At 64.6% G+C, this 24068-nt stretch carries 23 protein-coding genes and 1 pseudogene; 13 read left to right on the forward strand and 11 right to left on the reverse strand.

Annotated features, from left to right (window positions below; translation table 11 throughout):
* Positions 1-82: 82 nt before the first annotated feature.
* Together ACETPF_RS11850 and ACETPF_RS11855 are read right to left on the reverse strand one after the other, a co-directional pair.
* Positions 83-1168 (reverse strand): CaiB/BaiF CoA transferase family protein, encoded by a 1086-nt coding sequence (locus ACETPF_RS11850; RefSeq protein ID WP_373934686.1) that lies wholly within the window; start codon positions 1166-1168, stop codon positions 83-85.
* Positions 1169-1179: 11 nt separating this feature from the next.
* Complete coding sequence (locus tag ACETPF_RS11855) at positions 1180-1995, reverse strand: SDR family NAD(P)-dependent oxidoreductase (RefSeq protein WP_373934687.1); 816 nt, start codon at positions 1993-1995, stop codon at positions 1180-1182.
* Positions 1996-2070: 75 nt separating this feature from the next.
* Here ACETPF_RS11855 and ACETPF_RS11860 point away from each other — a divergent pair, with 75 nt between their 5' ends.
* Positions 2071-2940, forward strand: a complete 870-nt coding sequence (locus ACETPF_RS11860; protein WP_373934688.1) for a MaoC/PaaZ C-terminal domain-containing protein — start codon at positions 2071-2073, stop codon at positions 2938-2940.
* A gap of 48 nt (positions 2941-2988) precedes the next feature.
* A complete protein-coding gene (locus ACETPF_RS11865; RefSeq protein ID WP_373934689.1) occupies positions 2989-3552 on the forward strand; it encodes a VOC family protein in 564 nt (187 codons plus the stop codon).
* Here ACETPF_RS11865 and ACETPF_RS11870 read toward each other — a convergent pair.
* A pseudogene (locus ACETPF_RS11870) lies at positions 3492-3635 on the reverse strand (IS5/IS1182 family transposase); the annotation flags it as partial. The gene ACETPF_RS11865 and the pseudogene ACETPF_RS11870 overlap by 61 nt on opposite strands.
* Positions 3636-3949: 314 nt before the next feature.
* Between ACETPF_RS11870 and ACETPF_RS11875 the strand changes: the two are divergent.
* Genes ACETPF_RS11875 through ACETPF_RS11895 form a run of 5 tightly spaced genes read left to right on the forward strand, consistent with a single transcriptional unit; the run spans position 3950 to position 9009 of the window.
* Positions 3950-6355, forward strand: a complete 2406-nt coding sequence (locus tag ACETPF_RS11875) for a TonB-dependent receptor (protein WP_373934690.1) — start codon at positions 3950-3952, stop codon at positions 6353-6355.
* A gap of 21 nt (positions 6356-6376) precedes the next feature.
* Positions 6377-6862 carry a cupin domain-containing protein gene (locus ACETPF_RS11880; protein WP_373934691.1) on the forward strand — a complete coding sequence of 162 codons (486 nt, stop codon included), beginning with the start codon at positions 6377-6379 and terminating at the stop codon, positions 6860-6862.
* On the forward strand, positions 6859-7701 hold the full coding sequence (locus ACETPF_RS11885) for an SMP-30/gluconolactonase/LRE family protein (protein WP_373934692.1): 843 nt from the start codon (positions 6859-6861) through the stop codon (positions 7699-7701). Before ACETPF_RS11880 ends, ACETPF_RS11885 begins: the two co-directional genes overlap by 4 nt.
* Complete coding sequence (locus ACETPF_RS11890) at positions 7701-8588, forward strand: TIGR03619 family F420-dependent LLM class oxidoreductase (RefSeq protein WP_373934693.1); 888 nt, start codon at positions 7701-7703, stop codon at positions 8586-8588. Before ACETPF_RS11885 ends, ACETPF_RS11890 begins: the two co-directional genes overlap by 1 nt.
* A gap of 16 nt (positions 8589-8604) precedes the next feature.
* Positions 8605-9009 (forward strand): nuclear transport factor 2 family protein, encoded by a 405-nt coding sequence (locus ACETPF_RS11895; RefSeq protein WP_373934694.1) that lies wholly within the window; start codon positions 8605-8607, stop codon positions 9007-9009.
* A gap of 68 nt (positions 9010-9077) precedes the next feature.
* Here ACETPF_RS11895 and ACETPF_RS11900 read toward each other — a convergent pair whose 3' ends face one another.
* Together ACETPF_RS11900 and ACETPF_RS11905 are read right to left on the reverse strand one after the other, a co-directional pair.
* Positions 9078-9830 (reverse strand): GntR family transcriptional regulator, encoded by a 753-nt coding sequence (locus ACETPF_RS11900; RefSeq protein ID WP_373934695.1) that lies wholly within the window; start codon positions 9828-9830, stop codon positions 9078-9080.
* Between the two features lie 62 nt (positions 9831-9892).
* A complete protein-coding gene (locus ACETPF_RS11905; protein WP_373934696.1) occupies positions 9893-10417 on the reverse strand; it encodes a nuclear transport factor 2 family protein in 525 nt (174 codons plus the stop codon).
* A gap of 157 nt (positions 10418-10574) precedes the next feature.
* On the opposite strand from ACETPF_RS11905, the gene ACETPF_RS11910 reads away from it, so the two are divergent.
* The 6 genes from ACETPF_RS11910 to ACETPF_RS11935 are packed head-to-tail and all read left to right on the forward strand — an operon-like array spanning position 10575 to position 17962.
* Positions 10575-11432, forward strand: coding sequence for an HpcH/HpaI aldolase/citrate lyase family protein (locus tag ACETPF_RS11910; protein WP_373934697.1), 858 nt, complete (start codon positions 10575-10577; stop codon positions 11430-11432).
* Positions 11429-12574, forward strand: coding sequence for an acyl-CoA dehydrogenase family protein (locus tag ACETPF_RS11915; protein ID WP_373934698.1), 1146 nt, complete (start codon positions 11429-11431; stop codon positions 12572-12574). The genes ACETPF_RS11910 and ACETPF_RS11915 overlap by 4 nt, the downstream gene beginning before the upstream one ends.
* Positions 12571-13563 (forward strand): acyl-CoA dehydrogenase family protein, encoded by a 993-nt coding sequence (locus ACETPF_RS11920; protein ID WP_373934699.1) that lies wholly within the window; start codon positions 12571-12573, stop codon positions 13561-13563. Before ACETPF_RS11915 ends, ACETPF_RS11920 begins: the two co-directional genes overlap by 4 nt.
* On the forward strand, positions 13560-15695 hold the full coding sequence (locus ACETPF_RS11925) for an acetate--CoA ligase family protein (protein WP_373934700.1): 2136 nt from the start codon (positions 13560-13562) through the stop codon (positions 15693-15695). Before ACETPF_RS11920 ends, ACETPF_RS11925 begins: the two co-directional genes overlap by 4 nt.
* Positions 15692-16471, forward strand: a complete 780-nt coding sequence (locus ACETPF_RS11930) for a GntR family transcriptional regulator (RefSeq protein WP_373934701.1) — start codon at positions 15692-15694, stop codon at positions 16469-16471. The genes ACETPF_RS11925 and ACETPF_RS11930 overlap by 4 nt, the downstream gene beginning before the upstream one ends.
* Before the next feature lie 15 nt (positions 16472-16486).
* The gene (locus ACETPF_RS11935; RefSeq protein ID WP_373934702.1) at positions 16487-17962 is read left to right on the forward strand and encodes an aldehyde dehydrogenase family protein; all 1476 of its coding nucleotides are present in this window, start codon (positions 16487-16489) and stop codon (positions 17960-17962) included.
* Between the two features lie 92 nt (positions 17963-18054).
* Here ACETPF_RS11935 and ACETPF_RS11940 read toward each other — a convergent pair whose 3' ends face one another.
* The 6 genes from ACETPF_RS11940 to ACETPF_RS11965 are packed head-to-tail and all read right to left on the reverse strand — an operon-like array spanning position 18055 to position 24056.
* Positions 18055-18600 (reverse strand): nuclear transport factor 2 family protein, encoded by a 546-nt coding sequence (locus tag ACETPF_RS11940; protein WP_373934703.1) that lies wholly within the window; start codon positions 18598-18600, stop codon positions 18055-18057.
* 43 nt (positions 18601-18643) lie between these two features.
* The gene (locus ACETPF_RS11945; protein ID WP_373934704.1) at positions 18644-20269 is read right to left on the reverse strand and encodes a GMC family oxidoreductase; all 1626 of its coding nucleotides are present in this window, start codon (positions 20267-20269) and stop codon (positions 18644-18646) included.
* A 19-nt stretch (positions 20270-20288) separates the two neighbouring features.
* Entirely contained in the window at positions 20289-21440 is a 1152-nt protein-coding gene (locus ACETPF_RS11950) for an acyl-CoA dehydrogenase family protein (RefSeq protein WP_373934705.1), read from the reverse strand.
* Positions 21437-21880 carry a Zn-ribbon domain-containing OB-fold protein gene (locus ACETPF_RS11955; protein WP_373934706.1) on the reverse strand — a complete coding sequence of 148 codons (444 nt, stop codon included), beginning with the start codon at positions 21878-21880 and terminating at the stop codon, positions 21437-21439. The genes ACETPF_RS11950 and ACETPF_RS11955 overlap by 4 nt, the downstream gene beginning before the upstream one ends.
* On the reverse strand, positions 21877-23058 hold the full coding sequence (locus ACETPF_RS11960) for a thiolase C-terminal domain-containing protein (RefSeq protein ID WP_373934707.1): 1182 nt from the start codon (positions 23056-23058) through the stop codon (positions 21877-21879). Before ACETPF_RS11960 ends, ACETPF_RS11955 begins: the two co-directional genes overlap by 4 nt.
* Positions 23055-24056, reverse strand: a complete 1002-nt coding sequence (locus tag ACETPF_RS11965; protein ID WP_373934709.1) for an aldo/keto reductase — start codon at positions 24054-24056, stop codon at positions 23055-23057. Before ACETPF_RS11965 ends, ACETPF_RS11960 begins: the two co-directional genes overlap by 4 nt.
* Positions 24057-24068 lie beyond the last annotated feature (12 nt).

Below are 24068 nucleotides of genomic sequence, written 5' to 3' on the forward strand. Positions count from 1 at the left end.
AAGACTCGCGGCGCCAGCCGCTTGCGCCCAATGTTATACATACAACTATAGGCCGGTCAATCATATGACCGATATGTTGTACCTACAACCATGCGGCCTTGGCGGCTTCCAACGTCAAAGCCCGGCGTGCTTCGGACCGGATGCAAGAAGGCGTGGCGGAAAAGCGTGGCGCCGGGGCGGGCTGCGGCACGCCGTCGATCTCCACCATCCCGCCGCGCGCGGCGATATGGGGATGCCGCGCCGCTTCACTGAACGTGCCGACCGGGGTGAAGCAGGCATCGCTATATTCGAGATGGGCGAGCCAGTGCGCGCGCGGCTGGCTTGCAATCACCGCAGCAATCTTTGCGCGCAGGTCAGCCCAGCGCTCGGGATCGTCGCGCGCCGCCATCTCCCCCTCCTCGATGCCAAGGCCCGCACACAGCAGGGCGTGGAATTGGGGTTCGATGGCGCCGACCGCCACGTCCAGGCCATCGGCGCAGCGGAACACGCCATAATAGGGGGCGCCGCCATCCAGCATGTTCGCCTCGCGCCGTTCGCGCCATTGGCCCGCCGCCGCCATTTCGTGGAAGAAGCTGGTCAGCGACAAGGCGCCATCGCACATGGCGCAGTCCACCACCTGCCCCTGCCCCGTCGCCTTGGCGGAAAGCAAGGCGGCGAGGACGCCCGCGACCAGATAGAGCGCGCCGCCGCCGTAATCACCGACGATGCTGAGCGGCGGCACGGCGCGGTCCGCAGGACCGATCGCCGCCAGAGCGCCGGTGATCGCGATATAGTTGATGTCATGGCCGGCATAGCGGGCATAGGGGCCGTCCTGTCCCCAGCCGGTCATGCGGGCATAGACCAGTCGGGGATTGCGGGCGAGCATCGCGTCCGGGCCCAGGCCCAGCCGCTCCATCACGCCGGGCCGAAACCCCTCCAGCAACGCATCGGCGCCGGCGACCAGATCCTGTACCGCGGCAAGATCGCCCGGGCTCTTCAGGTCCGCGTCGACCCGTGGCCGTCCTCTTCCGGTGATAGGGTCCGGTATCGGCGGCACCGCGCCGGGCCGGTCGATGCGAATGATATCCGCGCCCATGTCCGCCAGCATCATCGCCGCAAAGGGGACCGGCCCCAGTCCCGCGAACTCGACGATGCGAATGCCCGCAAGGGCGCCCTTGCTCCGGGTCATCTGCGCCCTCTTCAATCGATCATGTGCAGGCCGGCGCCCAGATGCGCGGCGCCATCGATCTGGATGAGTTGGCCGGTCATCAGCCGCCCGGCGTCACTGGCAAGGAAGGCGGTCAGTTCCGCGACCTCCGCCGGGTCCGTCGCGCGACCCGCGGGGGTTGCGGCGAGCAGCTTGGTCAGCATCTTGCGCGCAGTCGGCGTTTCCAACCCCTCGGTCGTGACCAGGCCCGGTCCGATGCAGTTCAGGCGAATGCCGTCGGCTGCCCACTCCAGCGCCATGGAGCGCGCCATGCCCAGCACCCCGGCGCGGGCGGCGATGGAATGGGCGAGCCCCTTCGACCCCCGGTCGATGCCGGAAAGGGAGATATTGATCACGCTGCCGCGCCGAGCCTTCAAATAAGGGTGGGCCGCCTTCGTCAGGGTGAAAATCGACGACAGATTGATGGCGATGACGGCGTCCCAGCCCTTGCGGCTGATCTCCGTCGCGGGCGCGTAGAACTGGCCGCCGGCATTATTGACCAGCAAGTCGATTCCCTGCCGGTCGCCGATCCGCGCGACCAGCGCTTCGGTCGCGTCGGCATCGCGCAGGTCGCAGCTTTCGAAGGAAAAACGGCCCGGAAGGGTTCCAGCCATCTGGGCCGTTTCCTCCAATATGTCGATCCGGCGGCCGACGCCCGCCACGTCCATGCCGAGTTCCATCAGGCGCAAGGCCACGGCGCGGCCGATGCCCGAACCCGCGCCCGTGACGAGGCCAGACATGCCCGCCAGCAGGCCGGGCCGCAGCACCTTGCCCTCTTCGCTCGCCATCGCGGTCGCATCCTGGCCCATGATCCCTCCTATGCTCTTGTTGATCGGTCAAAATCGCTATAGCGAATGTCATTCTCCATCAAGAGTAAGTTGTCCATGCAATTTGATCCACACCGCCTGGTCGCGCTCGACATACCGGAAACCGTGCAGCGCTATGGTCCGCAAGATTGCGTGCTCTATGCGCTGGGCGTAGGGGCCGGGATGGACCCGATAGATGATCGTCAATTGGCTTTTGTCGATGAGGCGCGGTTGCGTGCGCTGCCCACCATGGCGGTCGTGCTGGGATATACGGGCTTTTGGGTCGATCAGGTGCCGACCGGCATCAACGCGGCGCGCGTGCTGCATGGCGCGCAGACGCTGCGCGTGGAAAGCCCCCTGCCGCTGACAGGTACGATCCGGCGCAAGACCCGCATCGACCGTATCGTTGATCGGGGCGCTGGGCGCGGCGCGCTGATCGGCACGGTGGACGAGATTCGGGATGCCGCGGACGGGCGGCTGCTGGCCGTCCTGGGATCGACGATCTTGTGTCGCGACGAAGGGGGATTGGGCGGCACGCATGATATCGCCCCTGCGGCGCAACCGATGCCCGATCGCCCGCCCGACCAAAGTATCACGCTTCGTTCCTCGCCACAGCAGGCGCTCATCTATCGGCTGTCGGGCGACCGCAATCCATTGCATAGTGATCCCGCGTTCGCGCGGGGCGCCGGATTTGCGCGGCCCATCCTGCATGGCCTTGCCAGCTTCGGAATGGCGGGCATGGCTCTGCTATGCGCATTGGCCGACGGCGATCCGACGCGCCTGCGTGCGATCGGAATGCGGTTCACCAATCCGGTTTTCCCCGGCGAGGCGCTGGACCTGGACTATTGGATGCTGGCGGCTGACGAGGTGGCTTTTCGCCTGCGCGCGCGGGACCGGAACAGGATCGTCGCGGATCATGGGCGAATGAAACTAGTCCAGACATCTTGACTCAGCTGACTTGAGCCTGTCTTCTCCCATCCTAAAAGGAGAGGCGCCTTGTCGGATATTATCGCCACTAACCATGTCGGCTTCACCATTGAGGAGATGGACCGTGGCATCGCCTTGTTCACACAGGTCTTCGGATATCGGCTGATTTCGCTCGCGACGCGCAACCCCGCCAATGTGGCGACCCTGACTGGAGTCGAGGATTCCGACATCATGGTCGCACATTTGCGCCGTCCTGACCTGATCGGGGTCGAGTTGCTGCAATATCGGCGTCCGCTCGATCGGGGCCGGGTGCAGGCGCGCCCCTGTGCCACCGGCTACACCCACCTCACCTTCGACGTGCGCGACCTTGACGCCACAGTCGCGCGCGCCGCGGCTTTTGGAATGAAGCCGTTAGGCGGTGTCAGCACGAGCACCGGAGGACCCAATCGGGGCGCTCGGGCCATCTATCTGCGTGATCATGAGGGTATCAGCATCGAACTCATCCAACCGGCCCGCTTCACGACCGGTGCGGAGCCACACGTCCCGGTGTCCGGACGCATTGACCAGAGCGGGAATATGACGGTTGCGACGAATGCCATGGCGGACAAGAAGGCGGTTGGACCCTTGTCGTAGCGTGTGGCGATGCGGCGCCGGTCCTTCAGGCCGAACATGATGTCGATCCGGTTGCGGCGCTTGTGGCGACGTTCGTCAAGCCGCGCCATCATAGGCCAGCCGATGTCGGGTCGCTCAAATCCAGCCTGAACCCAATTCTCGATATGAAATGATAATTCTCCTGCGAGAAATTTGCAGGAGCTGGCCTCGGCACTCTTTCTCTTAGTAGCCTATCGTCACCAACTATCATCCTTCCTGGATAATTCTCTCTTGCGAAAATCATTTCTGATAGGATATGATTGATTCACGCCAAGAAGAACTCTCGCCCCCACCTCTCGGTGCGACTCGGGCAAAGGAGCGATGGCGCAGAGAGAATAAAGGGCGACCCTGCGGTGGGCGTCCAAGGAGGGAGAGGGAAATGGGACGGATCGTTAGTCATGCGCTGCTTTGTGGAGTTGGCCTGAGCTTGAGCGTGGGGCTGGCACAGGCCCAGACCGTGCCGCCCGGACAGGCTGAACGCGGCGTCGACAGCGGCGGCCTGGAGGATATCGTCGTCACGGCGCGCAAGCGGACGGAATCTCTTATGGATGTCCCCGTCGCCGTGACCGCCATTCCCGCAACGACGCTTCAGCGCCAGGGCGTCAGCGATTTGAACCGCCTGGCGCAACTGGCGCCGCAGGTTATCCTGGCACGCGGCGATTCCGGTGCTGGCGCCAGCTTCACCATTCGCGGCGTGGGATCGCCCAAAGGCGATGCGGGGATCGAACAGAGCGTGACGCTGGCCATCGACGGCATACAGATGACACGCGGCAACTTCATCAACCAGGGCCTGTTCGACCTGGCCCAAGTAGAAGTGCTGAAGGGACCGCAGGCGCTATTTTTCGGCAAGAACAGCCCGGCGGGCGTGATCTCGCTGACCACTGCCGGGCCGGAGCGGACCTTTGGCGGCTATGCCCGGGTCGGCTATGAATCAGAGGCGCAGGAAGTCTATGGCGAGGCAGCCGTGACCGGCCCGCTGAGCGACACGCTGAGCGCCCGCATAGCCGTCCGTGGCACCACCATGCGCGGATGGATCAGGAACGTCGCCGAACCCCTTCCCGCCGGAACCAACCCATTCCTGACCAAGGGATCTCCGGGCGCGTCGGACAACTATTCGCCCGGCGCAAAGGAACTGATGGGCCGCATTTCGCTGAAGTGGGAACCGAGCGATAATTTCGATGCCCTGCTGAAGGTTGGCCTGGCGCAATATGAGGATAATGGCACGACCACGCAGGGCTATTGCATCGCGGGCAGCGGCCCGACGGACCTGGGCGTCACCGATCCGTTCCTGAACTGCAAATTCGACGACACGCTGGCCAGCGTCGGCATCGACCCAGGCTATATCAAAGACTGGCCGTTCGCCGACAGGAATGGCGACACCTATACCAAGTCATGGACAGACCTCACGTCGCTGACGATGAATCTGGATCTGGGCAATGTCACGCTGACGTCGGTAACCGGCTATTATAATCTGAACTACAAGCACGCGAACGGCTATTCCTTCACCAGCCTTGGCAATCTTTACGTCCCAATCGCGGAAAAGACGCGTGGCTTTTCGCAGGAACTGCGTGCCGTGACGGACTATGACGGACCAATCAATTTCACACTCGGCGCCTTCTACGACAATATCAAGCGCAAGAACTGGGTATCCACCTTTGGTGGCGACGTCGGCCCGGACCCGCGCAACGGCAAATATCACACGTTCGAAAATACGCCCAGAGGCTGGGCGCGGACGCTCTCTGGCTATGGTCAGCTCCGCTACAAGATCGCAGAGACGCTCGAACTGGCGGGGGGCGTGCGCTACACGCGGGAGCGGCGGCGCGGCTATTTCAACAATCAGTTCGTGCACCAGATACTGGGTCCGGCTTTCAATCTGGTGCCGGAAGGCGACTTTTTCGACGAGACGCTGTCCTTCTCCAACTGGTCGCCGGAATTCACCTTGTCCTGGAAGCCGCAGCGCGACGTTCTGGTGTATGGCGCCTTCAAGACCGGCTTCAAGTCGGGCGGCTTTTCCTCGGCCGACCTTTACCAGATCGACGCCACCACCGGGCAGAAGCCGAGCGCGGAACAGTTGAGTTTCGATCCCGAAAAGGTGAAGGGCGGAGAGATTGGCATGAAGGCGATGCTGGCAAACCGCACGCTCCGGGTGGAGGCGGTGGCCTATCGCTACACCTACACCGGCCTTCAGGTGTCGATCTTCAACCCTGCGACCTTCAGCGTCAGCATCGCCAATGCCGCGGACGCGCGGGTGCAAGGCGCCGAAGTCTCCGGCGACTGGCGGGTCACGCCGGGACTGACGCTGAACGCCGCCGGCAGCTACAACCATGCCCGTTTCCTCGATTTCTCGCGGGCGCCATGCTATACGGGACAACCGACCAGCCCGACGGTGCGCGATGGTTTCTGCACCAATGGGCGGCAGGATCTGTCCGGCACGCCCCTGGTGCGCGCGCCCGACTGGACTTTCACCGGTGGCGCGACGTTTGAAACGGCGATCGGCGGTGACTGGTCGATGTCGATCAATGGCGACGTCAACTATTCGGGCAGCTATTTCTTCCAGGAGGATCGCGCGCCCGGCACCGAGCAAAAGGCCTTCGCGCGGGTGAATGCGGGGCTGCGGTTCTTCACGACGGACGATCGCTACGAAATCGCGCTGATCGGCAGGAACCTGACCAACAAATATTATATCGAATCCAGCCAAAGCAAATCCTTCGGATCGCCGACAGACTTCCAGGCGGCGACGCCACGGACGCGGGAGATCCGGCTCCAGCTCGGCTATAAATTCTAAGGCGCAGGGGAGCGGCAGGCGATGCGCAGGATCGTGATCGGGCATGACGGGGACGGTCGATCGGTGATCGCATCCGACGAGGATGTTCCCGGCATGGCCGTGCCGGGCGTCGGCCTGCTGTCGACCATGTGGAGTGCGGACGAACCCGCGCTCTATCCCGACGATGGGCGCGATCCCGCCGCGTCCGGCCTCTATCCCCCGGTCGGGGGATGCCGGCTGGTGATGTCGCGCTATGCGCCGGGGCAGAAGCTGCGCGCGACCGAGGGTGCACCGCAGGACATCCCCTGGGAAGAGGACGGCATGCACAGCACCGATACGACGGATTTCGTGCTGGTGGTGTCGGGCACGCTGACGCTGACGGTGGACGCCGGTGTCGAGCGTGTGATGCGGCCGGGCGACGTCGCCGTGATGGCGGGCGCGCGTCATGCCTGGCGCAATGACGGGGACACCGAAACGCTTGTCGCCTTCTTCATGGTGGGCGCCGTCCGCAGAAAGGAAGCGGCATGAGCGTCGAGGTCGAATGGATTGCCAGGGGCGTCAACCTGGCTGAAGGGCCGCGCTTTGACGACCGGGGCGATCTCTATTTCGGCGACGCCCTGGGTGTCGGCCTGTATCGCTGCCGGCCGGGCGAGGCGATAGAGACGGTCGAACCCGATCGCCGCAGCGTGGGCGGCGTGGTGATCGACGAGGCGGGCGGCATCCTCTGTTCGGGCAGGGCGGGCCTGTTGCGGATCGATCCGATGACCGGCGAGAGGCGTTCGATCCCGGTGGTGATCGACGGCGTCGTCATTGCCGATATGAACGACCTGGAGGCGGATGCGGCCGGGAATCTTTATGGGGGTACGCTGGACTATGCCGCCTTCGATGAAGGCCGCGCCCCAAATCCCAGCATTCTCTTCCGCCTGAACCGCGACGGCCATGCGGTCAGGCTGGCGCAGATGCCTGTTCCCAACGGGATGGATTTCGGGCCGGATGGCCGCTTCTATCTGTCCCAATCCGGCGAGGGCGTGTTCAGCTATGGCCTGACCTCCGACGGTCGCCTGACCGACCGGCAACTGATCGCGGCGCTGCCAGACAGCGACGGCATCGTGCTGGATAGCGGAGGCGGGCTGTGGGTGGCGCGTTACATGTGCAACCTGCTGGAATATCATGTGCCGGGCCAGGGGCTGGTTCGCAGCATCCCCCTGCCCTTCGGCGCGGTCGCCAGCCTCACCTTCGGAAGCGAGAACATGCTCCAGCTTTATGTCGCCGGCGGCGATCTCAAAGAGAAGGGGACAGGCGGCATGCTGCGCCTGCCCGTCGAAATTGCGGGCCTGCCCGCGCGCAAGGCAGGAGTGTTCGTCTGATGCGTATATCGCTGGGTTTGTGGGGATCGCAGGAACTGGTCGGCAACGATTTCGCCAATGTGCTGGACCTAGCTCGGATGGCCGACGCCAAGGGTATCGACCTGCTCGATACGCCCGACCATATCCTGATGGCGAACCCGGACAAATATCTTTACGGCGACTATTATGTGCCGGCCGACTATCCTTATTTCGAGCCGCTGATCGCGCTGTCCGCCTTCGCCGCCGTGACGAAGAACATCCGGCTGACCAACGGGATCGTCGTCGCGGCGCTTCGTCCTGCGGCGCTGCTCGCCAAACAGATCGCCACCATCGACGTCATCTCGCGCGGGCGGATAGAGGTCGGGGTGGGGGCGGGCTGGATGGAGGAGGAGTTCAGCGCCTGCGGCATCCCCTTCGCGCGGCGGTTCGAACGCATGTTTGACACGGTGCGGGCGATGCGCGCGCTGTGGCGGGAGGCGCCGACCAGCTATCACGGCGAAACCGTGGCCTTCGACAATGTCTATCAATTGCCCCTGCCCTTGCAACCGCGCGTGCCGGTGAATTTCGGCCTGGGCGTTGCGAGCGATCGCAATTTCGCGCGCATCGCCGAACTGGGCGACGGATGGTTCCCGATGGAGCAGGATCCCGAGAAGCTCGGCCCGCAAATTGCGGCATTGAAGACCGCCTTCACCGCAGCAGGGCGCGATCCGGCCGAACTCAACGTCCGGGTGATGCTCGATCCCTTCTACGTCAAGGATGGCAGCGCCGACCTGGAGGCGAACCTCGCAAAAGTGCCCGCGCTCAAGGCAGCGGGCGTCACGACGATGTGCTTTCCCGCGCGCGCCTATTGCCGTTCGCTGGACGATTTCGAGCCCTTTCTCGACCGCATTTTGACCATCAAATCCTGAAATAGGGGGGACGCCCATGCCATCGGCCGCGGACAACAAGGCGCTTGTCGAGCAAGTCTATGACGCCTTCTTCACTGGCGATCTCGATCGCTGGTTCAGCTACATCGACGACCGGTCGGCGCTGATCGAGGCGGAGAGCCTGCCCTATGGCGGCGCGCATCGCGGCACAGCGGCGATCCGGGCGGCGATCGACCAGATATTGGAATGCTGGGAGGACGGGCGGTTCGATATCGAGGAAATCTATGCCAGCGACATGTCGGCCGCCGCCTATGGCACCATGCACTGGACCGCGCGGGCGACGGGTCGGCGGATCAGCTTTCCATTGCTGGAGCGCTGGACCTTCGAAGGCGGCAAGGTGCGGGAGGTCGTGCCGCTTTATGGCGATACCGCGCTGGTGCTCGATGCGCTGGGTATCGATTGACCGGTCATTGCGGGGACTGACCTTGGGTTTTGTCGCCGCCTAATTCAGCGGGCAGGCTGGGTGCGAAGTCAGTCGCCGACGGGCTGACGGCGGTCCAGCGCGATCTTCATCTTGTAACGGCCGGGCGCGAAATGAGCGAGGCCGATTTCGACCAGGTCGCCTTGAACCGAATGGAAGGTGGTGCGCGCCAGCAGGATCGGCGATCCGGGTGCGACCTGGAGCTTGAGCGCGACGCCTTCGGTCGCGGTAATCGCCTCAATCTCCTGGATCACGCGGCCGATGACGATGCCATAGCGCGCCTCGACCGCGCGATGGATGTCGAAGGACGGACCCAGATGATCAAGCGCTTCGGCGAATTTGGGAGCCACATAGGCTTCCGAATAGCAGAAGGGCGGGGCAGCGGGATCGCGGCGGCGGATGAGTTGCAGGCGCACCCATTCGCTGCCCGGCGCGGCCCCGGCCTGCCGCGCCTGTTCCTCCAGCAGGATGACCCGGTCGATGGAGAGGATCGTGCCGTGAGTTGCATGGACATATTCGAGCAGCTCGTCGACGGAACGGATGGAATTGAGGAAACTATTGTCGGGCGCGGCGCGGATGACTTCGGATCTGGCGCCGCGCCGTTTGCTGAGATAGCCGAAATTCTGCAGTTCGCGCAGCGCCTCGCGCACGGTGTTGCGGCTGACGCCGAAGCGCTCGACCAGCGCCTGTTCGGTCGGCAGCTTTGTGCCGATCGACCATATCCCCTGCTGGATCTCGTCGATCAGCCGGGTTGCGATCTGCCGATAGCCGGCACGCCCGGCGCTGTCTTCTATCACGTCCATGCTCCCCGCCCTAACAGTGGTGACAGGGCCAAGTCGAGATATTCAGTGCGCCGATATGTGGCCTAGACGGCATAATGCGGCCAATGGGCCGGCCGCGACGTGCCACCGACGCGCAGCCTGTCCGTCTGGGTCAATATGCCGGGGTGATCTTCCACGGGCACGAAATAGAGGAAACTCAGGAAGCGGGAAGCGAACATCCACTTGCCGTCAATTTTTATGTAGCTGTCGCGATAGCGGATGGCACCCGCCAACTGCTTGCCCGCCGGGTTCACTTCGGCATGGCAGAAGACGATGCCGGTGGCGCGCGCCGGATCGCTTTCGTCCCAGTCGACGATCATGTCGTGGTTGACGTGGAAACTTGGGCCGGACGGGCCGATCCGGCTGCGCAGCAGATCGATGGTCGCGTCGCGGCCCACCGCCTGGGGCGGCTGGTCGATCCAGCCATATTGGGTGTCGGGCGCGAACAACGTGGCCAGCGTATCAAAATCATGATCATCGACGGCGAGCGAATAGCGGCTGCACAGATTCCGGATCGCTTCACGGTCCTCCAACTTCATGATGCGTGTCGCCAGAGCATCGTCCGTCATATCCTTCTCCTTCCCAAGCTCCACACATATCGCGTGTGACAAGTCTGTCTATGCATTGACAGCTCGTTCGCCAATCCATAAAGTTGTCCATACAAGAACGCAAGAGTGGCCCTGGAGGAGAAGCGCATTGAGTCGCCCGGCACGCCCCATTCGTACGATGATGTTCGTTCCGGGCAATCGCCCCGGCTGGATCGCCAAGGCGGTGGCGGCTGGCCCCGATGCCATTGTGCTGGACCTGGAGGACAGCGTCCCCGTGGCCGGCAAGGTTGAGGCGCGCGGCCTCGTCGCCGACGCGGTCAGGACATGGGATGCGGCCGACGGCCTGCTCTACGTCCGGACGAATCCAGGCAACCACATCCCCGACTGGGACGACATCCAGGCTGTGGTCCACCCGAACCTGACCGGCATCTTCGTCGCCAAGGCCACCGGGGTCGAGGATGTCGAGATGGTGTCGCGCATGGTGGCGGAGGCGGAGAGCCGCGCGGGCATGCCGATCGGCGAGGTGCAGCTGGTCGTCGCGCTGGAGATGGCGCGCGCGGCGGAGAAGGCGTTCGAGATCGCATCGCACCCGCGCGTTCAGACGCTGGTGTCGTCGGCCGCGAAAAATGCGGATGTCGCCCGCGCGCTGGGCTTCACCTGGTCGCCGGAAGGGCTGGAGACGCTCTATTTCCGATCGAGGACGATCATCGCCTGCCGCGCGGCGGGCAAGCCCTTCCCGATCGGTGGCCTGTGGCAGGATGTGCATGATCTGGAAGGGCTGCGCAAATTTTCCGCATTCAACCGATCGCTCGGCTACACGGGTGAGATCGCGCTCCACCCGTCCAACGTGCCGATCATGAACGAGATATATTCGCTGAGCGAAGCGGATCGCGACTATTACCAGGGCATGATCGAAACCTTCGCGGCCGCCGAGGCGGAGGGCAAGGCAGCGGTCATGTATCGCGGCGAACATGTCGATATCGCGCATGTCGAGACGGCCAAGGACATGCTGCGCATCCATGGAGGTGCGAAATGAGCGACGCCTTCCGCTTTCCGACGACGACGCTGCCGCCGCAGGCCGAAGCGTTGCGTGCCGAGGTGCGCGCCTTCCTGGCCGAGGAAGGCAAGGACTGGAGCCTGTGGGACCGGGCGCATAGCTGGACCAGGTTCGACCGCGACTTTTCCAGGAAGGTGGGTGCGAAGGGCTGGATCGGGATGACCTGGCCCAAACGCTATGGCGGGCATGAGCGATCGGCGCTGGAACGCTATGTCGTGCTGGAGGAGATGCTGGCGGCGGGCGCGCCGGTCGGCGCGCACTGGTTCGGCGACAGACAGAGCGGGCCGCTGCTGCTGAAAGCCGGCACGGAAGAGCAGCGCATGCGCTTCCTGCCCAAGATAGCCAGCGGCGAACTCGGCTTTTGCATAGGCTTGTCGGAACCCGATTCAGGGTCCGATCTCGCCTCCCTGCGCACCCGCGCGGTGCGTGAGGGCAATGACTGGCGGGTCAATGGCACGAAGGTGTGGACCACCAACGCGCACAAATGCGACTATGCGATCACCCTGGTGCGCACGACGCCCTGGTCCGATGGCATGGCGCGCCACGCCGGCCTGTCGCAGTTGATGATCGACATGACGCTGCCGGGCGTGTCGGTAAAGCCGATCGCGGACCTCACCGGCGAGGCGCACTTCAACGAAGTGCATTTCGAGGATGTGCTGGTGCCCGGAGATATGCTGGTCGGCGCCGAGGGCGAAGGCTGGGCGCAGGCCAATGCGGAACTGGCCTATGAACGGTCCGGGCCGGATCGCTATCTCAGTTCCTTCCCGGTGATCGAGCCAGCGCTGGCTCGATTGGATGCCTCGGATGACCGGGCCGTCGGCGTGCTGGTCGCGCGCTATGTGACGTTGCGCGGCATGTCGCTGTCGGTCGCCGGAATGCTGGAAGAGGGGCTGACCCCGTTGCAGGAGGCCGCTCTGGTGAAGGATCTGGGGGCGGACCTGGAGCAGGAGACACCTGCCCTGTTCAGCGACCTGATCGACTGCGGCCCGGCCCTGCCGGGCAATGGCGGGCTGGAGGACGCGCTGGCGTTCCTGACGCAGACCGCGCCGACATTTTCCCTGCGCGGCGGCACGCGCGAAATCATGCGCGGCATGACCGCACGGGGGCTGGGCCTGAGATGAGCGACGATATGATCTCCATGCTGACCGATCAGGCCGGACGGCTATTTGGCGACCTGATCGATCGCGACCTGCTGGCGGGCGCCGAGGCAGGCAAGGCCCCGGCCGCCCTGGCCGACGCGGTCGAGGCCTTCGGACTGGCGGACGCGCTGACGGTGCCGGCGGAAGATGGGGGCCTGTCCTTCGCCGACGCGGGTACGCTGTTCGCGCTGTTGGGCTATCACGCCGTGCCGTTGCCGATCGGTGAGACGATGCTGGCGCGCATGCTGCTAGCGCGGACCGGAATAAACGCGCCGGACGGCGATATCGCGCTGGGCGACCGATCGGTCGGGTCGACCAGCGCAGCGGCGCATGTGCTGCTGCGCGAAGCCGGCCAGTTGCTGTTGTTGCCAGCCGCGACGCAAGAAGTTTCGTCCATTTCGCGCGCGCCGCGATGGGCGATCGATGCCAATGTCGAACCGGTCGCGAATGCGGCCTGGCCCGCCGACATGCCCGATGCGCTGACGCTGGGCGCGATGCTGCGCGCCAGCCAGATCGCTGGCGGCGTGGCGCGCGCGCTGCAGATGACGATCGACTATGCCAATGAGCGCAAGCAGTTCGGCAAACCGATCGGGCGTTTTCAGGCCATCCAGCAGCAGCTGGCTGCGCTCGCGGCGGAGGCCGCGGCGGCGCGGTCGGCCGCCGATGCCGCCTGGGCGGCGCTGGACGGGGGATCGCTCGGGCTGATGGCCGCCGTTGCCAAGATCCGTGCGGGACAGGCCGCGCGATTGGCCTGCGCGATCGCGCATCAGGTGCACGGCGCGATCGGCGTCACCGACGAACATATGCTCCATTATATCACGCGCCGACTGTGGGAGTGGCGGACCGATTTCGGCACCGACGCCCATTGGGCCACCCTGCTGGGCCGCGCCGCGCGGGAGGCTGAACAGGGCCTCTGGCACTTCATCACCGCCGGCTGCCCCGCCACCCAGAAAATCGAGGAACCCGCATGACCGCGACCATCGCCGATCGTCCTTCCGTTTCCGTGAGAGATTCGATCGACAAGTTGTTCGAACCCAAATCGATCGCGATCATCGGCGCGTCCGCCGATCCGACCAAATTGGGCAGTTCGCCGCTGACGGCCATGAATCTGCTTGGCTTCGACGGCCGGATCAGCGTGGTCAATCCGCGTTACGACGAACTGATGGGACATAAATGCTATGGCAGCATCGACGCCCTGCCCGACGATATCGACGTCGCCATGATCGTGCTGCCGGCGGCCGGCGCGGTGGACGCGGCCGATGCGCTGGCGGCCAAGGGCGTCAAGGCGATGGTCATGATCCCGCAAGGCTTTGGCGAGGCGGGCGGCGAAGGGCTGGAGCGCGACAAGCGGCTGCTGGCGCTGGCGGACCAGGGCGTAGCGATCACCGGGCCGAACACGAACGGCATCGCCAATGTCGCGCGGGGCGTCGCCATGTCGATCGGTCCGATCTTCCAATATGCCGGCGCGGTCAAGCCTGGCCGCGTCAGCTTGGTGTCGCAAAGCGGTGCGATGGTTTCCTCGCTGCTGACCAAGCTGAACCAGTGCGGTATCGGCATCGGCAAGAGCGCGACCTGCGGCAATGAGCTGATCCTGAACGTCGCCGACTATATCGACTATCTGGTCGACGACCCGGCGACCGACATCATCGTCATCTATCTGGAGACGATCCGCGACATGCCCGCCTTCAAGACGGCGATCGCCAGGGCCCGCGACGCCGGCAAGCCGATCGTCGCGATCAAGGTGGGCGAGAGCGAGAGCGGGCAGAAGGCGACCCTGTCGCACACCGGCGCCATCGCCGGCTCCTATCGCAACACCATCGCCTTCCTGGAGAATGAGGGCCTCTATGTCGCCGACGACCTGGAATCGCTGGCACTGATCGTCGAATGCCTGCTGCGCTATGATTGGTCGGAGGATGACGCGCCGGCCAAGCCGTTCATCGCCTCCATTTCCGGCGGGTTCGCGGCCCAGACGGCGGATGTGATGGCGCGGCTCGGCATGCCGCTGACCGATCCGTCCGAAGCCGGGGCGGCCGAGCTGACCGCGCTGCCGACCCAGAGCCACCCCGTCAACCCCTACGACATTGCGGCGCAGAATGGGCTGATACCGCGCATCATCGAGATTTTCCGCGAGGATGGCTTCAACCAGTTGCTGTTCGGGCTGGTCATGCTGAAGCCCGAAATCAACGAACAGGTCGCGGCAATGCTGATCGAAGCGAAGCGGGCGGGCATGGACCGGTTGATCGCGCTGTCGCCGCAGGTCGACCCGGCTGAGCGGGCCCGGTTTAACGAAGCGGGTATCCTGATCACCGACAATGTGCCTGCGCTGCTCAAGGCGCTCGGTGCGATCGACCGGCATCGCGCCGCCGCCGTGCTGCGCAAGAGCCGGACGGGCAGCGAGGCTGTACCCGACGTCGCGCTGCCGACCGCGCCGGGCCTGATGGACGAGGCGCGCAGCAAGGCGTTGATCGAACAGGCCGGCATCCGCACGCCGCGCAACCTGGTGCTGAAAGCCGCCGCGCCGATGGGCGACATCAGCGGACTGCAGCGGCCGCTGGTCATGAAAGGGCTGTCGGACAAGATCGCGCACAAGAGCGAATATGGATTGGTGGCGCTGGGCCTGCGCACGGATGCGGAGATCGCCACGGCGTGGGACGATATCGGCGCGGCACTGGCGAAGGCGGACCCAGGCGCGGACTCCATCCTGCTGGAGGAGATGATCGGCACCGGGCTGGAGGCGATACTGGGTGTGCAGCGCGATACGACGGTCGGCCCGGTCGTGGTGATCGGCGCGGGCGGCATCCTGGTCGAATTGCTGGACGATGCGGTCGTGCTGGTGCCGCCTTTTTCCGTCGTGGAGGCGAAGGCGGCGATCCTGCGGACGAAATTCGGGCGGTTGCTGACCGGCTATCGGGGGCGCAGCTATGACATCGACGCGCTGGCGCAAGTCGCGGCGGCGCTGGGCGGGGTGGCACTGGCCAATCCGGCGCTGGAATCGATCGACGTCAATCCGGTACTGGTGCAGCCCGGCACGGGCGGCGTAGTGGCGGTTGACGCCAAGATCACCATCGGCGGCGTCATGAAAGAGGGCGATGGGCCGGCATGACGGAGCAGGACGGGTCCGTTTCCACCAGCGTCCCGCGCGAAAGGGGGCCGGGTTATCGGCAGATCGCCAACAGGCTGATCGCCGACATCCGCGCGCAATGCTGGCAAATCGGTGATCCGTTGCCGACCGAGGCGGAGTTGGTCGAGCGGTTCGGCGCCAGCCGTAACACGGTGCGCGAAAGCCTGCGCGCGCTGGAGCTGAACGGCTACATCCGGCGGCATCGCGGCACCCGTTCGGTCCTGCTGTCGTGCGAGCCTAAGGAAAATTTCGTCAACTCGGTTCAGTCGATCCACGAACTGCTGCAATATTCCCGTCGGACCGAAACGCGCATCATCTCCATCGAGCTGATAGTGGCGACGGCGGCGCTGGCCGAGCGGCTCGGCGTGGCGCAGGGGAGCCAGTGGTTGCGGCTGGAACTATTGCGCATGCCGTTGCGCGGCACTCTTCCGATCGGCTTTTCGGAAATCTACATTCATGGGCGCCATGCGGCGCTCGCGGAGAAGATGCGGATCAGCGGGCCAGCCTACAAGGTGCTGGAAGAGGAGCTTGGCATCGCCTTCAAGCGGGTGGAACAAAGCATCGATGCCGGCGCAGCATCCCCCGCCATCGCCGAGTATCTGAAGGTCGAAGTGGGGTCGCCACTATTGCTGGTGCGGACCGACTTTATCTCCGCGAGCAGCGGGGACATCGTGGAAATCGGCTTCGGCCATTTCCCGGCCGACCGTTATCGCATGGAAATCATATTGGAACGCGGCCCTGCCGGGCCGGTCGAATAAACTAGAGAGGATCGCATGAACGCACCCTTCCCCATTCCCCAGGCGGGCCTGATCATCGGCGAGGAAAAGCTGATGACGGGAACCGGCGGCACCCATGAACATCGCTTTGCCGGCAATGGCGAAGTGCAGGCCATGGTTCCTGTCGCCGGCGCGGACGAGGTCAATCGCGCGGTCGCGGCGGCAAAGGCCGCCTTCCCCGGCTGGCGTTCGACCCACCCGCATGTGCGGCGCGACCTGTTGCTGAAGCTGTCGGACCTGGTGCTGGAACATGGCGACGAATTTGCCTGGATCGGCGCGCGCGAAAATGGGTCGCCCATCAGTGGCGTGCGCGCCATTCCCGCCAAGTTCGCCAATTGGACGAAATATTCGGCGGGCTTCGCCGACAAGCTGGAGGGCCGGGTCGTGTCTTCCTTCCAGGATGACAATGTGCTCGATTACACGCTGGCCGAACCCTATGGCGTGGTCGGGCTGATTCTGACATGGAACGGCCCGCTGATGGGCCTGGGCATGAAGCTGGGCGCGGCGCTGGCGGCAGGCAATACCGTGGTCATGAAGCCATCGGAGCTGACGCCCTTTACCGCGTGGAAGCTGATCCACCTGGCCGAGCAGGCGGGTTTCCCGCCCGGCGTGCTGAACCTCGTCACCGGCGGGGTCGAAGCGGGCGAGGCTCTGGTCAAGCATCGCGACGTGCAGAAGATCAGCTTCACCGGCGGTGTGTCCACCGGACAGCGGATCGCCGCGATGCTGGCGCCCTCGCTCAAGCCTGCGCTTTATGAACTGGGCGGAAAGTCGGCGAACCTGATCTTTGCCGACGCGGACATGGAGGTCGCCGTGCGACACGCCGCGCGCCAGCCGATGTTCCTGGCGGGACAGGGTTGTATCCTGCCGACGCGCATCCTGGTGGAAGAGAGCATCGCCAAGGACTTTACCGAACGGCTGCTGGCGGAGATCAGTTCGATCCGCATCGGCGATCCGCAGGACAAGGCGACCGAACTGGGCCCGGTCATCAACGAAAGCTCGCAGACGCGGTTGCTCGGCCTGATCGAGGCGGCGCGGGCACGGGGCGATGGGACGCTTGCGCTGGGCGGCAACAAACCCGCCGGTGTCGATCCCAATGGCTATTTCGTGGCGCCCACCGTCTTTACCGATGTCGATCCGGCGAGCAGCATCGCCCAGGACGAATGTTTCGGGCCGGTCATTTCCGTGATCCCATTCAAGACGGCAGATCAAGCGGTCGAAATTGCCAATTCGACCGAATTCGGCCTGGGCGCCTATATCCATTCGACCAACCTGCCCCGCACGCTGCAACTGGTGCATCGGCTGGAGGCCGGCTCCGTCCAGATCAACGGCGCACCGACCGCGCGGGAGAATGCGCCCTTCGGCGGCCGGGGCCTGAGCGGTCATGGGCGCGAGGGCGGCCATGACGGCATGATGGAGTTTGTGCGGGTCAAAAATGTCGCCATCGGCGATGGCGCGATGTGGCGCAGATAAGGGGCACGAGGGTCGTACGGCAAAAAGCCCTCCCGGTCAGGCGACCGGGAGGGCTTTTTCTTAGAAGCGAGCACCGGTGCCGGCGCGGCAGATCAATGCGTCGCCATATATTTGACGAAGCCCGGCGTCTTTTCGGGAAAGTCGGCATCCTTGGGTTCGGCATAGGTCAGGTTACGCTGGAGCGTGCCGAGGATGCCGGCATGCTTGTCGAGCGGGACATAATAGAAATAGCCCATGTGGCGGGTGGCGATGCGCCATGCGCCATCCTCCTTTTCATAGCTGTCCTGATAACGCAGCGCGACGACCTGGTGGATGCCGTTGCGATAGACTTCCGCCGTGGACTGGATCTGGCCATGGGCAGTCGTGGGGCTATCGATCGTGATGTCCATCCCCTGCACGACATGATTGGTGGCACCAAGCGCTGCGAAGCGCCCTTCGTAAAGCGCCACAAGTTCGTCGCGCCCGGTCGAGTCCATGACCCCGTCGGCCGTCGTCACCCGCGCGTTCTTCGTAAAGAGCGCGGGAATCGCATCGACGTCGCGATCATCCATCACGAAGGCGTAGCGCGCAACCAGGCTGCGGATGGCGAGGTCCGCCTCCACCGCTTCCAGCCGCGCCAGCAGTTCCGTATCGGCCATATGTCCTCTCCTTACTGTTTGAGCATTATTGGTCAATTTCTCGTCAGGCGGCGGCCGCCTTCACCATGTCGGCCCCCTTTTCCGCGATCATCATCGTGGGTGCATTGGTGTTTCCGCTGGTAATCTCGGGCATGATCGAGGCGTCGATCACACGGATGTTGGAGAGGCCATGGATGCGCAGGGAGGCGTCGACCACCGCCAGCGGGTCGGTGGCCGGTCCCATCTTGGCCGTGCCGCAATAATGATAGCCGGCCAGAGCCTGCCGCCGGGCATAGGCGCGCAGATCGTCGTCGGTTTGCACCGACGGGCCGGGCATCATCTCCTCCACCACATATTTCTTGAGCGAGGTTTCGTTCAGCAGGCGACGGATCAGCTTCTGCCCGCTCAGCAGCACATCACGGTCATGTTCGGCGGACAGATAATTGGGCTGGATCGCCGGCGCTTCGAACAGGTCGGTGGACTTCGCCTTCACATAGCCTGTGCTTTCCGGCCGCAACTGCCATGCGCCCAGCGTCATGCCCGGCACATCGTCCAGCACGCCCAGAAAGCCTTCCTTGAAGCTGCCCGGGGTAAAGGTGACAAGCATGTCGGGATTGTCCAGCGCGGGGTTGGACTTCCAGAAAATCTGCCCCAGCACCACGCCGATGCCGATGACGCTGGGCTTGTTGCGCAACCAGTTGACCATCTGGCCTGCGATCTTGACCTTGCTATTGGCGATCTGGTTGAGCGAGGTCGCGCCACGCACCTTCACGACCGTGCGCGGGGTGATATGGTCGCGCAGATTCTGCCCCACGCCCGGCAGGGCATGGACGACATCGACGCCGATCTCTCTAAGATGCTCCGGATCCCCGATGCCCGACACTTGCAGCAGGCGCGGCGTGTTGATCGCGCCGGAGCAGAGGATAACCTCGCGCCGCGCCGTCACGGTCTGCACGCTCGCGCCCTCATCCCGTGTGTAGGAAACGCCCTTGGCCGTCTTGCCTTCGAACAGCACCTTGGTCGCGCGGGCGTTGACGCGCAGATCGACGCGGCCGGTGCGGCGCGCGCCATGCAGGAAGGCGCGCGCCGTGTTGATGCGCTTGCCCTTGCCGATATTATATTGATAGACGCCCGCCCCCGCCTGGGTCGCGCCATTATAGTCGGGATTATAGGGGATGCCGAGTTCGCTGGCCCCCCGGATGAAGGCGTCGACCAGGTCGTTCTTCCAGTCGAGCGCGACGATCGGCAGCTTGCCGTCCTGTCCACGATATCGGGGATCGCCCTTATCAGTGTTCGTCTCGGTCTTGCGGAAATAGGGCAGGATGTCGTCATAGCCCCAGCCCGGATTGCCCAGCTGCGCCCATTTGTCGAAGTCCGCGGCCTGGCCGCGGGTATAGACCATGCCGTTGACCGCCATCGATCCGCCCACGACGCGCCCCTGAATGGCAGGGATCGACCGGCCGTTCAGGCCCTCGCCCGGTTCCGACACGAAGCCCCATGTCGCCTTGGGGTTGAAGATCATCTTCATGAAACCCGGCGGGAAACCGATATTCGGATCGGTATCGGCCGGTCCTGCCTCCAGTACGCAGACGGTGACGCCGGGCGTTTCGGCGAGGCGCGCCGCCATCAGCGAGCCGGCGGTGCCCGCGCCCACGATCACATAGTCGAACTCGGTTGCGGTCCCGCTCATCATCTTCCTCTCTCGTCACTCAATTCTTCAGCATCTCGCGCCCGATCACGAGCTTTTGCACTTCCGACGCGCCTTCGTAGATGCGCATGGGCCGTATCTCGCGGTAGAGCTGTTCCACGACCGATCCGCGCGTGACGCCCGCCCCGCCGAACAGTTGCACGGCGGCATCGACGACGCTCTGAGCGGCTTCGGTCCCGACCAGCTTGGCCATCGAAACTTCGCGCGTGCAGCGACCGCCGGTCATGTCCTTGGCCCAGGCGGCGCGATACACCTGCATGCTCGCGCTTTCGATTTCGGTCGCCATCTCGGCGATCTTGGTCTGCACGCCGTCCATCGCCGCCATCGGCTTGCCAAACAGCTGGCGCGTGGCGGCGCGGTTCAGCGCCTCGTCCAGCGCGCGCCGTCCGAAACCGACAGCGGCCGCGCCGACCGAGGCGCGGAAGATATCGAAGGTCATCATCGCCGCCTTGAACCCGCCGCCAGCTTGACCGACAAGCCGGTCGGCAGGCACGCGCATGTCCGTGAAGCGCAGCGAGCCGCCGGCATGGGGGGCGACATAATCCTGCTTTTCGGTGACGAGGCCGGGCGTGGCGGCATCGACCAGGAAGGTGGAGAGGCCCCTGGCCCCCGGCGCTTCGCCGGTGCGAACGACGATAAGATAATGGTCGGCGATGCCGCCGTTGGAAATGAAGGTCTTGGCGCCGTTCAGCACATAATGGTCGCCGTCGCGCACGCCGCTGGAGGTGATGTTGGCAACGTCCGATCCGGCGTCCGGTTCGGTCAGTGCGAAGGCGGCGATGCTCTCGCCCCGGCGCGCGCTGTCGAGCGTGGATGCGCCCATCGCCTCGCTACCCGTCAGCCAGATCGCGGCGGTGCCGATGCCTTGCATCACGAAACTCGTGTCGGCAAGGCCGCCACTGCGATAGGCGAGCGTTTCGCGGATCAGGCAGATGGAGCGCAGATCGACGCGCATCGGGCCGCTGCCGCTCTGGGGAATGATATATTCCAGCAGGCCCTCCGCCGCCATGGCCTTCAGCATCGTGCGGACGGGCGGACCGAAGTCGGCCGGTTCGTGATCGACTTGCGGAATCTCCCATTCGAGCAGCCGCTGGGCGAGTTCGCGGTGTCGGTCGTCTAGGAAGGGCGTGTTCCAGATGGGCGAGAAGCTCATGCCCCGTCTCCGTCAAGGGTGAAGCGCGGCACGCCGATGCCGTCGCCATAGGAATCGAACAGCACACGCACCCGCGCGCCCACATGCAGGGCTTCGACATCGCAATCGACGATATTGGCGATGATCCGTGCCGGCGCCGCATCGTCCAGGTCGATGACGCCGACCACATAGGGGACGGTGTCCTCCGTTCCCGGCAACACGGCGCGTTCGACGATGGTGAAGCTGTAGATCTGCCCCGTGCCCGGCAGGGTCGGCCAATCGATCGCCTGACTGCGGCAATGCGGGCAGAAGGGCGTCGGCGGCATGCGGAACTGGCCGCAATTGCCACATTGCGCGCAGGTGAGCCGCTCTTGTCCGGCCGCTGTCCAGAAGGGGGCGGTCCAGCTGTCGGCGACGATGCGGACCAAAGCATCGGGCGGGCGTTTGGCGATCCGGCTCATGCGTCGGTCCTCAGCAACAGCGCGCTCATCGGAATGTCCGACGGGCCGCCCGTGACGAGGCAGGTCTTCGCGTTCATGATCTGATTGTGCGCGGTGCCGCGCAGTTGCTCCACGGCTTCGCGCACATGGCTCATGCCCCAGATATAGCCGCAGCTAAGCTGGCCGCCATCGGTGTTGACCGGGATGGCGCCGCCGTCCCGCCGGATCGCGCCGGACGCCACGAAGGGGCCGCCTTCACCCTTCTTGCAGAAACCATAATCCTCCAGTTGCAGGATGACCTGGCTGGAGAAATGATCGTAAATCTGGGCGACATCGATGCCCTGCGCGCCGAAGTCCGACCGGGCGTAGAGCTGGCGCGCGACGGCGGCATGGCCCGAGGAAGCGAAACTCGCGTCGGGCATGTTCATCCAGTAGATGGAGCGGCCCCACTCCCCTGCCCCGCCCTGCGCGGAGGCATGGACGAGAACGGGCTTTTGCCGCAGGTCCTTCGCCCGTTCCGCGCTGGTGACGATCACCGCGACAGCGCCATCCGTTTCCAGGCAGAAGTCGAACAGGCAGTGGGGCGTCGAGATCATCGGCGCGGCGAAATAATCGTCGAGGCTCATGGGCGTTTTCATGAGCGCGTCGGGATGGGTCAGGGCATTCAGTCGCGTCGACATCGCGACCTCGGCGAAGTGCTCCCGCTTCGTGCCGTAGAGATGCATGTGCCGCTGCGCCAGCAGCGCGAACATATGGCCGGGACCGACAAGGCCGGCGGACTGGTAGAAGCAGCTTTCCGGGCTGGCGTCGTAGGTGGAGGGCATCGCGCCGTAGCGCAATTCGCCCTGCTGTACGCCGCATATGACGACGACGGTCTCGGCAAGGCCCGCGACGATCGCCGCCGAAGCAAGGCCGACCGCGCCGGCCGATCCGCCGCCGCTGCCCGTCAGCATCGAGGAGAAGCCGACTTCCTTTATGCCGAGCGTCTCCATCAGTCCGCCGGTGTCGAAATCCGCCGCGAAATAGGCGAAGCCGTCAATATCAGGCACGGCGATGCCGCAGTCGTCGGCTGCGTCGATGATTGCGGCGCAGACCAGTTCCTGCAAGCTGCGCGGGGCGGACTTGCCCCGTTTCCAATAGGGGGTGTAGCCCAGGCCGACGATCGCCGTCTTGTCCTTGAGGCCAAAGCCGCTGGTCATTGCGCCGTTTCTTCCGTCTGGGTCGTGCTCCACTTGCCCGCCCCCGCCGCCCCGCCAGCTAGCACCATCTCGATCTGCGCCATCTCGTCATCGGTCAGGACGATGGCGGCAGCGCCGACATTCTCCTCCAGATATTTGACGCGCTTGGTTCCCGGCAGCGGGAAGACGCCGGGTTGGGCATGGAGCCAGGCGAGAGCGATCTGACCCGCCGTGGCGCCGCGCGGGGCGGCCATGGCGTTGATGCTGTCGATCAATTCCAGGTTGCGCGGCAGATTTTCCGGCGCATACATCGGCGCCTGTCGGCGCAGATCGCCCGGCTCGAGGTCATCGAGCGAGCGAATCTTGCCGGCGAGGATTCCCCGGCCCAGCGGGCCATAGGCAAGAAAGGCGATGCCGAGGCTCCGGCAAGTCGGCAATATATCGTCCTCCACGGCGCGAGCGAAAAGCGAATATTCCGTCTGGAGCGCGGCGATCGGATGGACGCTGGCGGCGCGGCGCAGCAGGTCGGACGACACTTCAGACAGGCCAATCGCGCGGATCTTGCCTTCCTCGACCAGCGGAACCAGACCGCCGATGACCTCCTCGATCGGCATCGACGGATCGTAGCGATGGACATAATAGAGGTCGATATAGTCGGTGCCGAGCCGCTTCAGGGACGCTTCGCAGCAGGCGCGGGCATAAGCGGGGCTGTTGTCGAGATTGCGGTCGTAGGTACTGCCGGACGGGCCGTCCGGATCGCGGACCACGCCGAATTTCGAGGCGAGCAGGATATCCTCGCGCCTGCGGCCTTTGAGGAAGCGGCCGAGCAGCAGTTCATTCTCGCCTTTGCCGTAGAGGTCGGACGTGTCGAGATGGTTGATGCCAAGCTCCACCGCGCGCGCCAGAGTAGCCAGCGATTCCGCTTCGTCGCCGGCGCCGTAAAATTCGGACATTCCCATCGCGCCAAAGCCCTGGACCGAGCTCATCAGGCCCGATTTCCCCAGTTCCGCCTTTCTCATCGCTTCTCTCCG

The organism is Sphingobium agrisoli, assembly GCF_041877245.1.
Taxonomy (GTDB): Bacteria; Pseudomonadota; Alphaproteobacteria; order Sphingomonadales; family Sphingomonadaceae; genus Sphingobium.

Excerpts from the sequence above, each read along its gene's own strand:
- ACETPF_RS11895 (WP_373934694.1), top strand. The coding sequence starts at position 8,605 with ATGCCATCGGCCGCGGACAACAAGGCGCTTGTCGAGCAAGTCTATGAC.
- ACETPF_RS11960 (WP_373934707.1), bottom strand. The coding sequence starts at position 23,058 with ATGACCAGCGGCTTTGGCCTCAAGGACAAGACGGCGATCGTCGGCCTG.
- ACETPF_RS11925 (WP_373934700.1), top strand. The coding sequence starts at position 13,560 with ATGACCGCGACCATCGCCGATCGTCCTTCCGTTTCCGTGAGAGATTCG.
- ACETPF_RS11955 (WP_373934706.1), bottom strand. The coding sequence starts at position 21,880 with ATGAGCCGGATCGCCAAACGCCCGCCCGATGCTTTGGTCCGCATCGTC.
- ACETPF_RS11965 (WP_373934709.1), bottom strand. The coding sequence starts at position 24,056 with ATGAGAAAGGCGGAACTGGGGAAATCGGGCCTGATGAGCTCGGTCCAG.
- ACETPF_RS11935 (WP_373934702.1), top strand. The coding sequence starts at position 16,487 with ATGAACGCACCCTTCCCCATTCCCCAGGCGGGCCTGATCATCGGCGAG.
- ACETPF_RS11855 (WP_373934687.1), bottom strand. The coding sequence starts at position 1,995 with ATGGGCCAGGATGCGACCGCGATGGCGAGCGAAGAGGGCAAGGTGCTG.
- ACETPF_RS11915 (WP_373934698.1), top strand. The coding sequence starts at position 11,429 with ATGAGCGACGCCTTCCGCTTTCCGACGACGACGCTGCCGCCGCAGGCC.
- ACETPF_RS11850 (WP_373934686.1), bottom strand. The coding sequence starts at position 1,168 with ATGACCCGGAGCAAGGGCGCCCTTGCGGGCATTCGCATCGTCGAGTTC.
- ACETPF_RS11950 (WP_373934705.1), bottom strand. The coding sequence starts at position 21,440 with ATGAGCTTCTCGCCCATCTGGAACACGCCCTTCCTAGACGACCGACAC.
- ACETPF_RS11860 (WP_373934688.1), top strand. The coding sequence starts at position 2,071 with ATGCAATTTGATCCACACCGCCTGGTCGCGCTCGACATACCGGAAACC.
- ACETPF_RS11905 (WP_373934696.1), bottom strand. The coding sequence starts at position 10,417 with ATGACGGACGATGCTCTGGCGACACGCATCATGAAGTTGGAGGACCGT.
- ACETPF_RS11945 (WP_373934704.1), bottom strand. The coding sequence starts at position 20,269 with ATGAGCGGGACCGCAACCGAGTTCGACTATGTGATCGTGGGCGCGGGC.
- ACETPF_RS11930 (WP_373934701.1), top strand. The coding sequence starts at position 15,692 with ATGACGGAGCAGGACGGGTCCGTTTCCACCAGCGTCCCGCGCGAAAGG.
- ACETPF_RS11880 (WP_373934691.1), top strand. The coding sequence starts at position 6,377 with ATGCGCAGGATCGTGATCGGGCATGACGGGGACGGTCGATCGGTGATC.
- ACETPF_RS11890 (WP_373934693.1), top strand. The coding sequence starts at position 7,701 with ATGCGTATATCGCTGGGTTTGTGGGGATCGCAGGAACTGGTCGGCAAC.
- ACETPF_RS11940 (WP_373934703.1), bottom strand. The coding sequence starts at position 18,600 with ATGGCCGATACGGAACTGCTGGCGCGGCTGGAAGCGGTGGAGGCGGAC.
- ACETPF_RS11910 (WP_373934697.1), top strand. The coding sequence starts at position 10,575 with ATGATGTTCGTTCCGGGCAATCGCCCCGGCTGGATCGCCAAGGCGGTG.
- ACETPF_RS11885 (WP_373934692.1), top strand. The coding sequence starts at position 6,859 with ATGAGCGTCGAGGTCGAATGGATTGCCAGGGGCGTCAACCTGGCTGAA.
- ACETPF_RS11875 (WP_373934690.1), top strand. The coding sequence starts at position 3,950 with ATGGGACGGATCGTTAGTCATGCGCTGCTTTGTGGAGTTGGCCTGAGC.
- ACETPF_RS11920 (WP_373934699.1), top strand. The coding sequence starts at position 12,571 with ATGAGCGACGATATGATCTCCATGCTGACCGATCAGGCCGGACGGCTA.
- ACETPF_RS11900 (WP_373934695.1), bottom strand. The coding sequence starts at position 9,830 with ATGGACGTGATAGAAGACAGCGCCGGGCGTGCCGGCTATCGGCAGATC.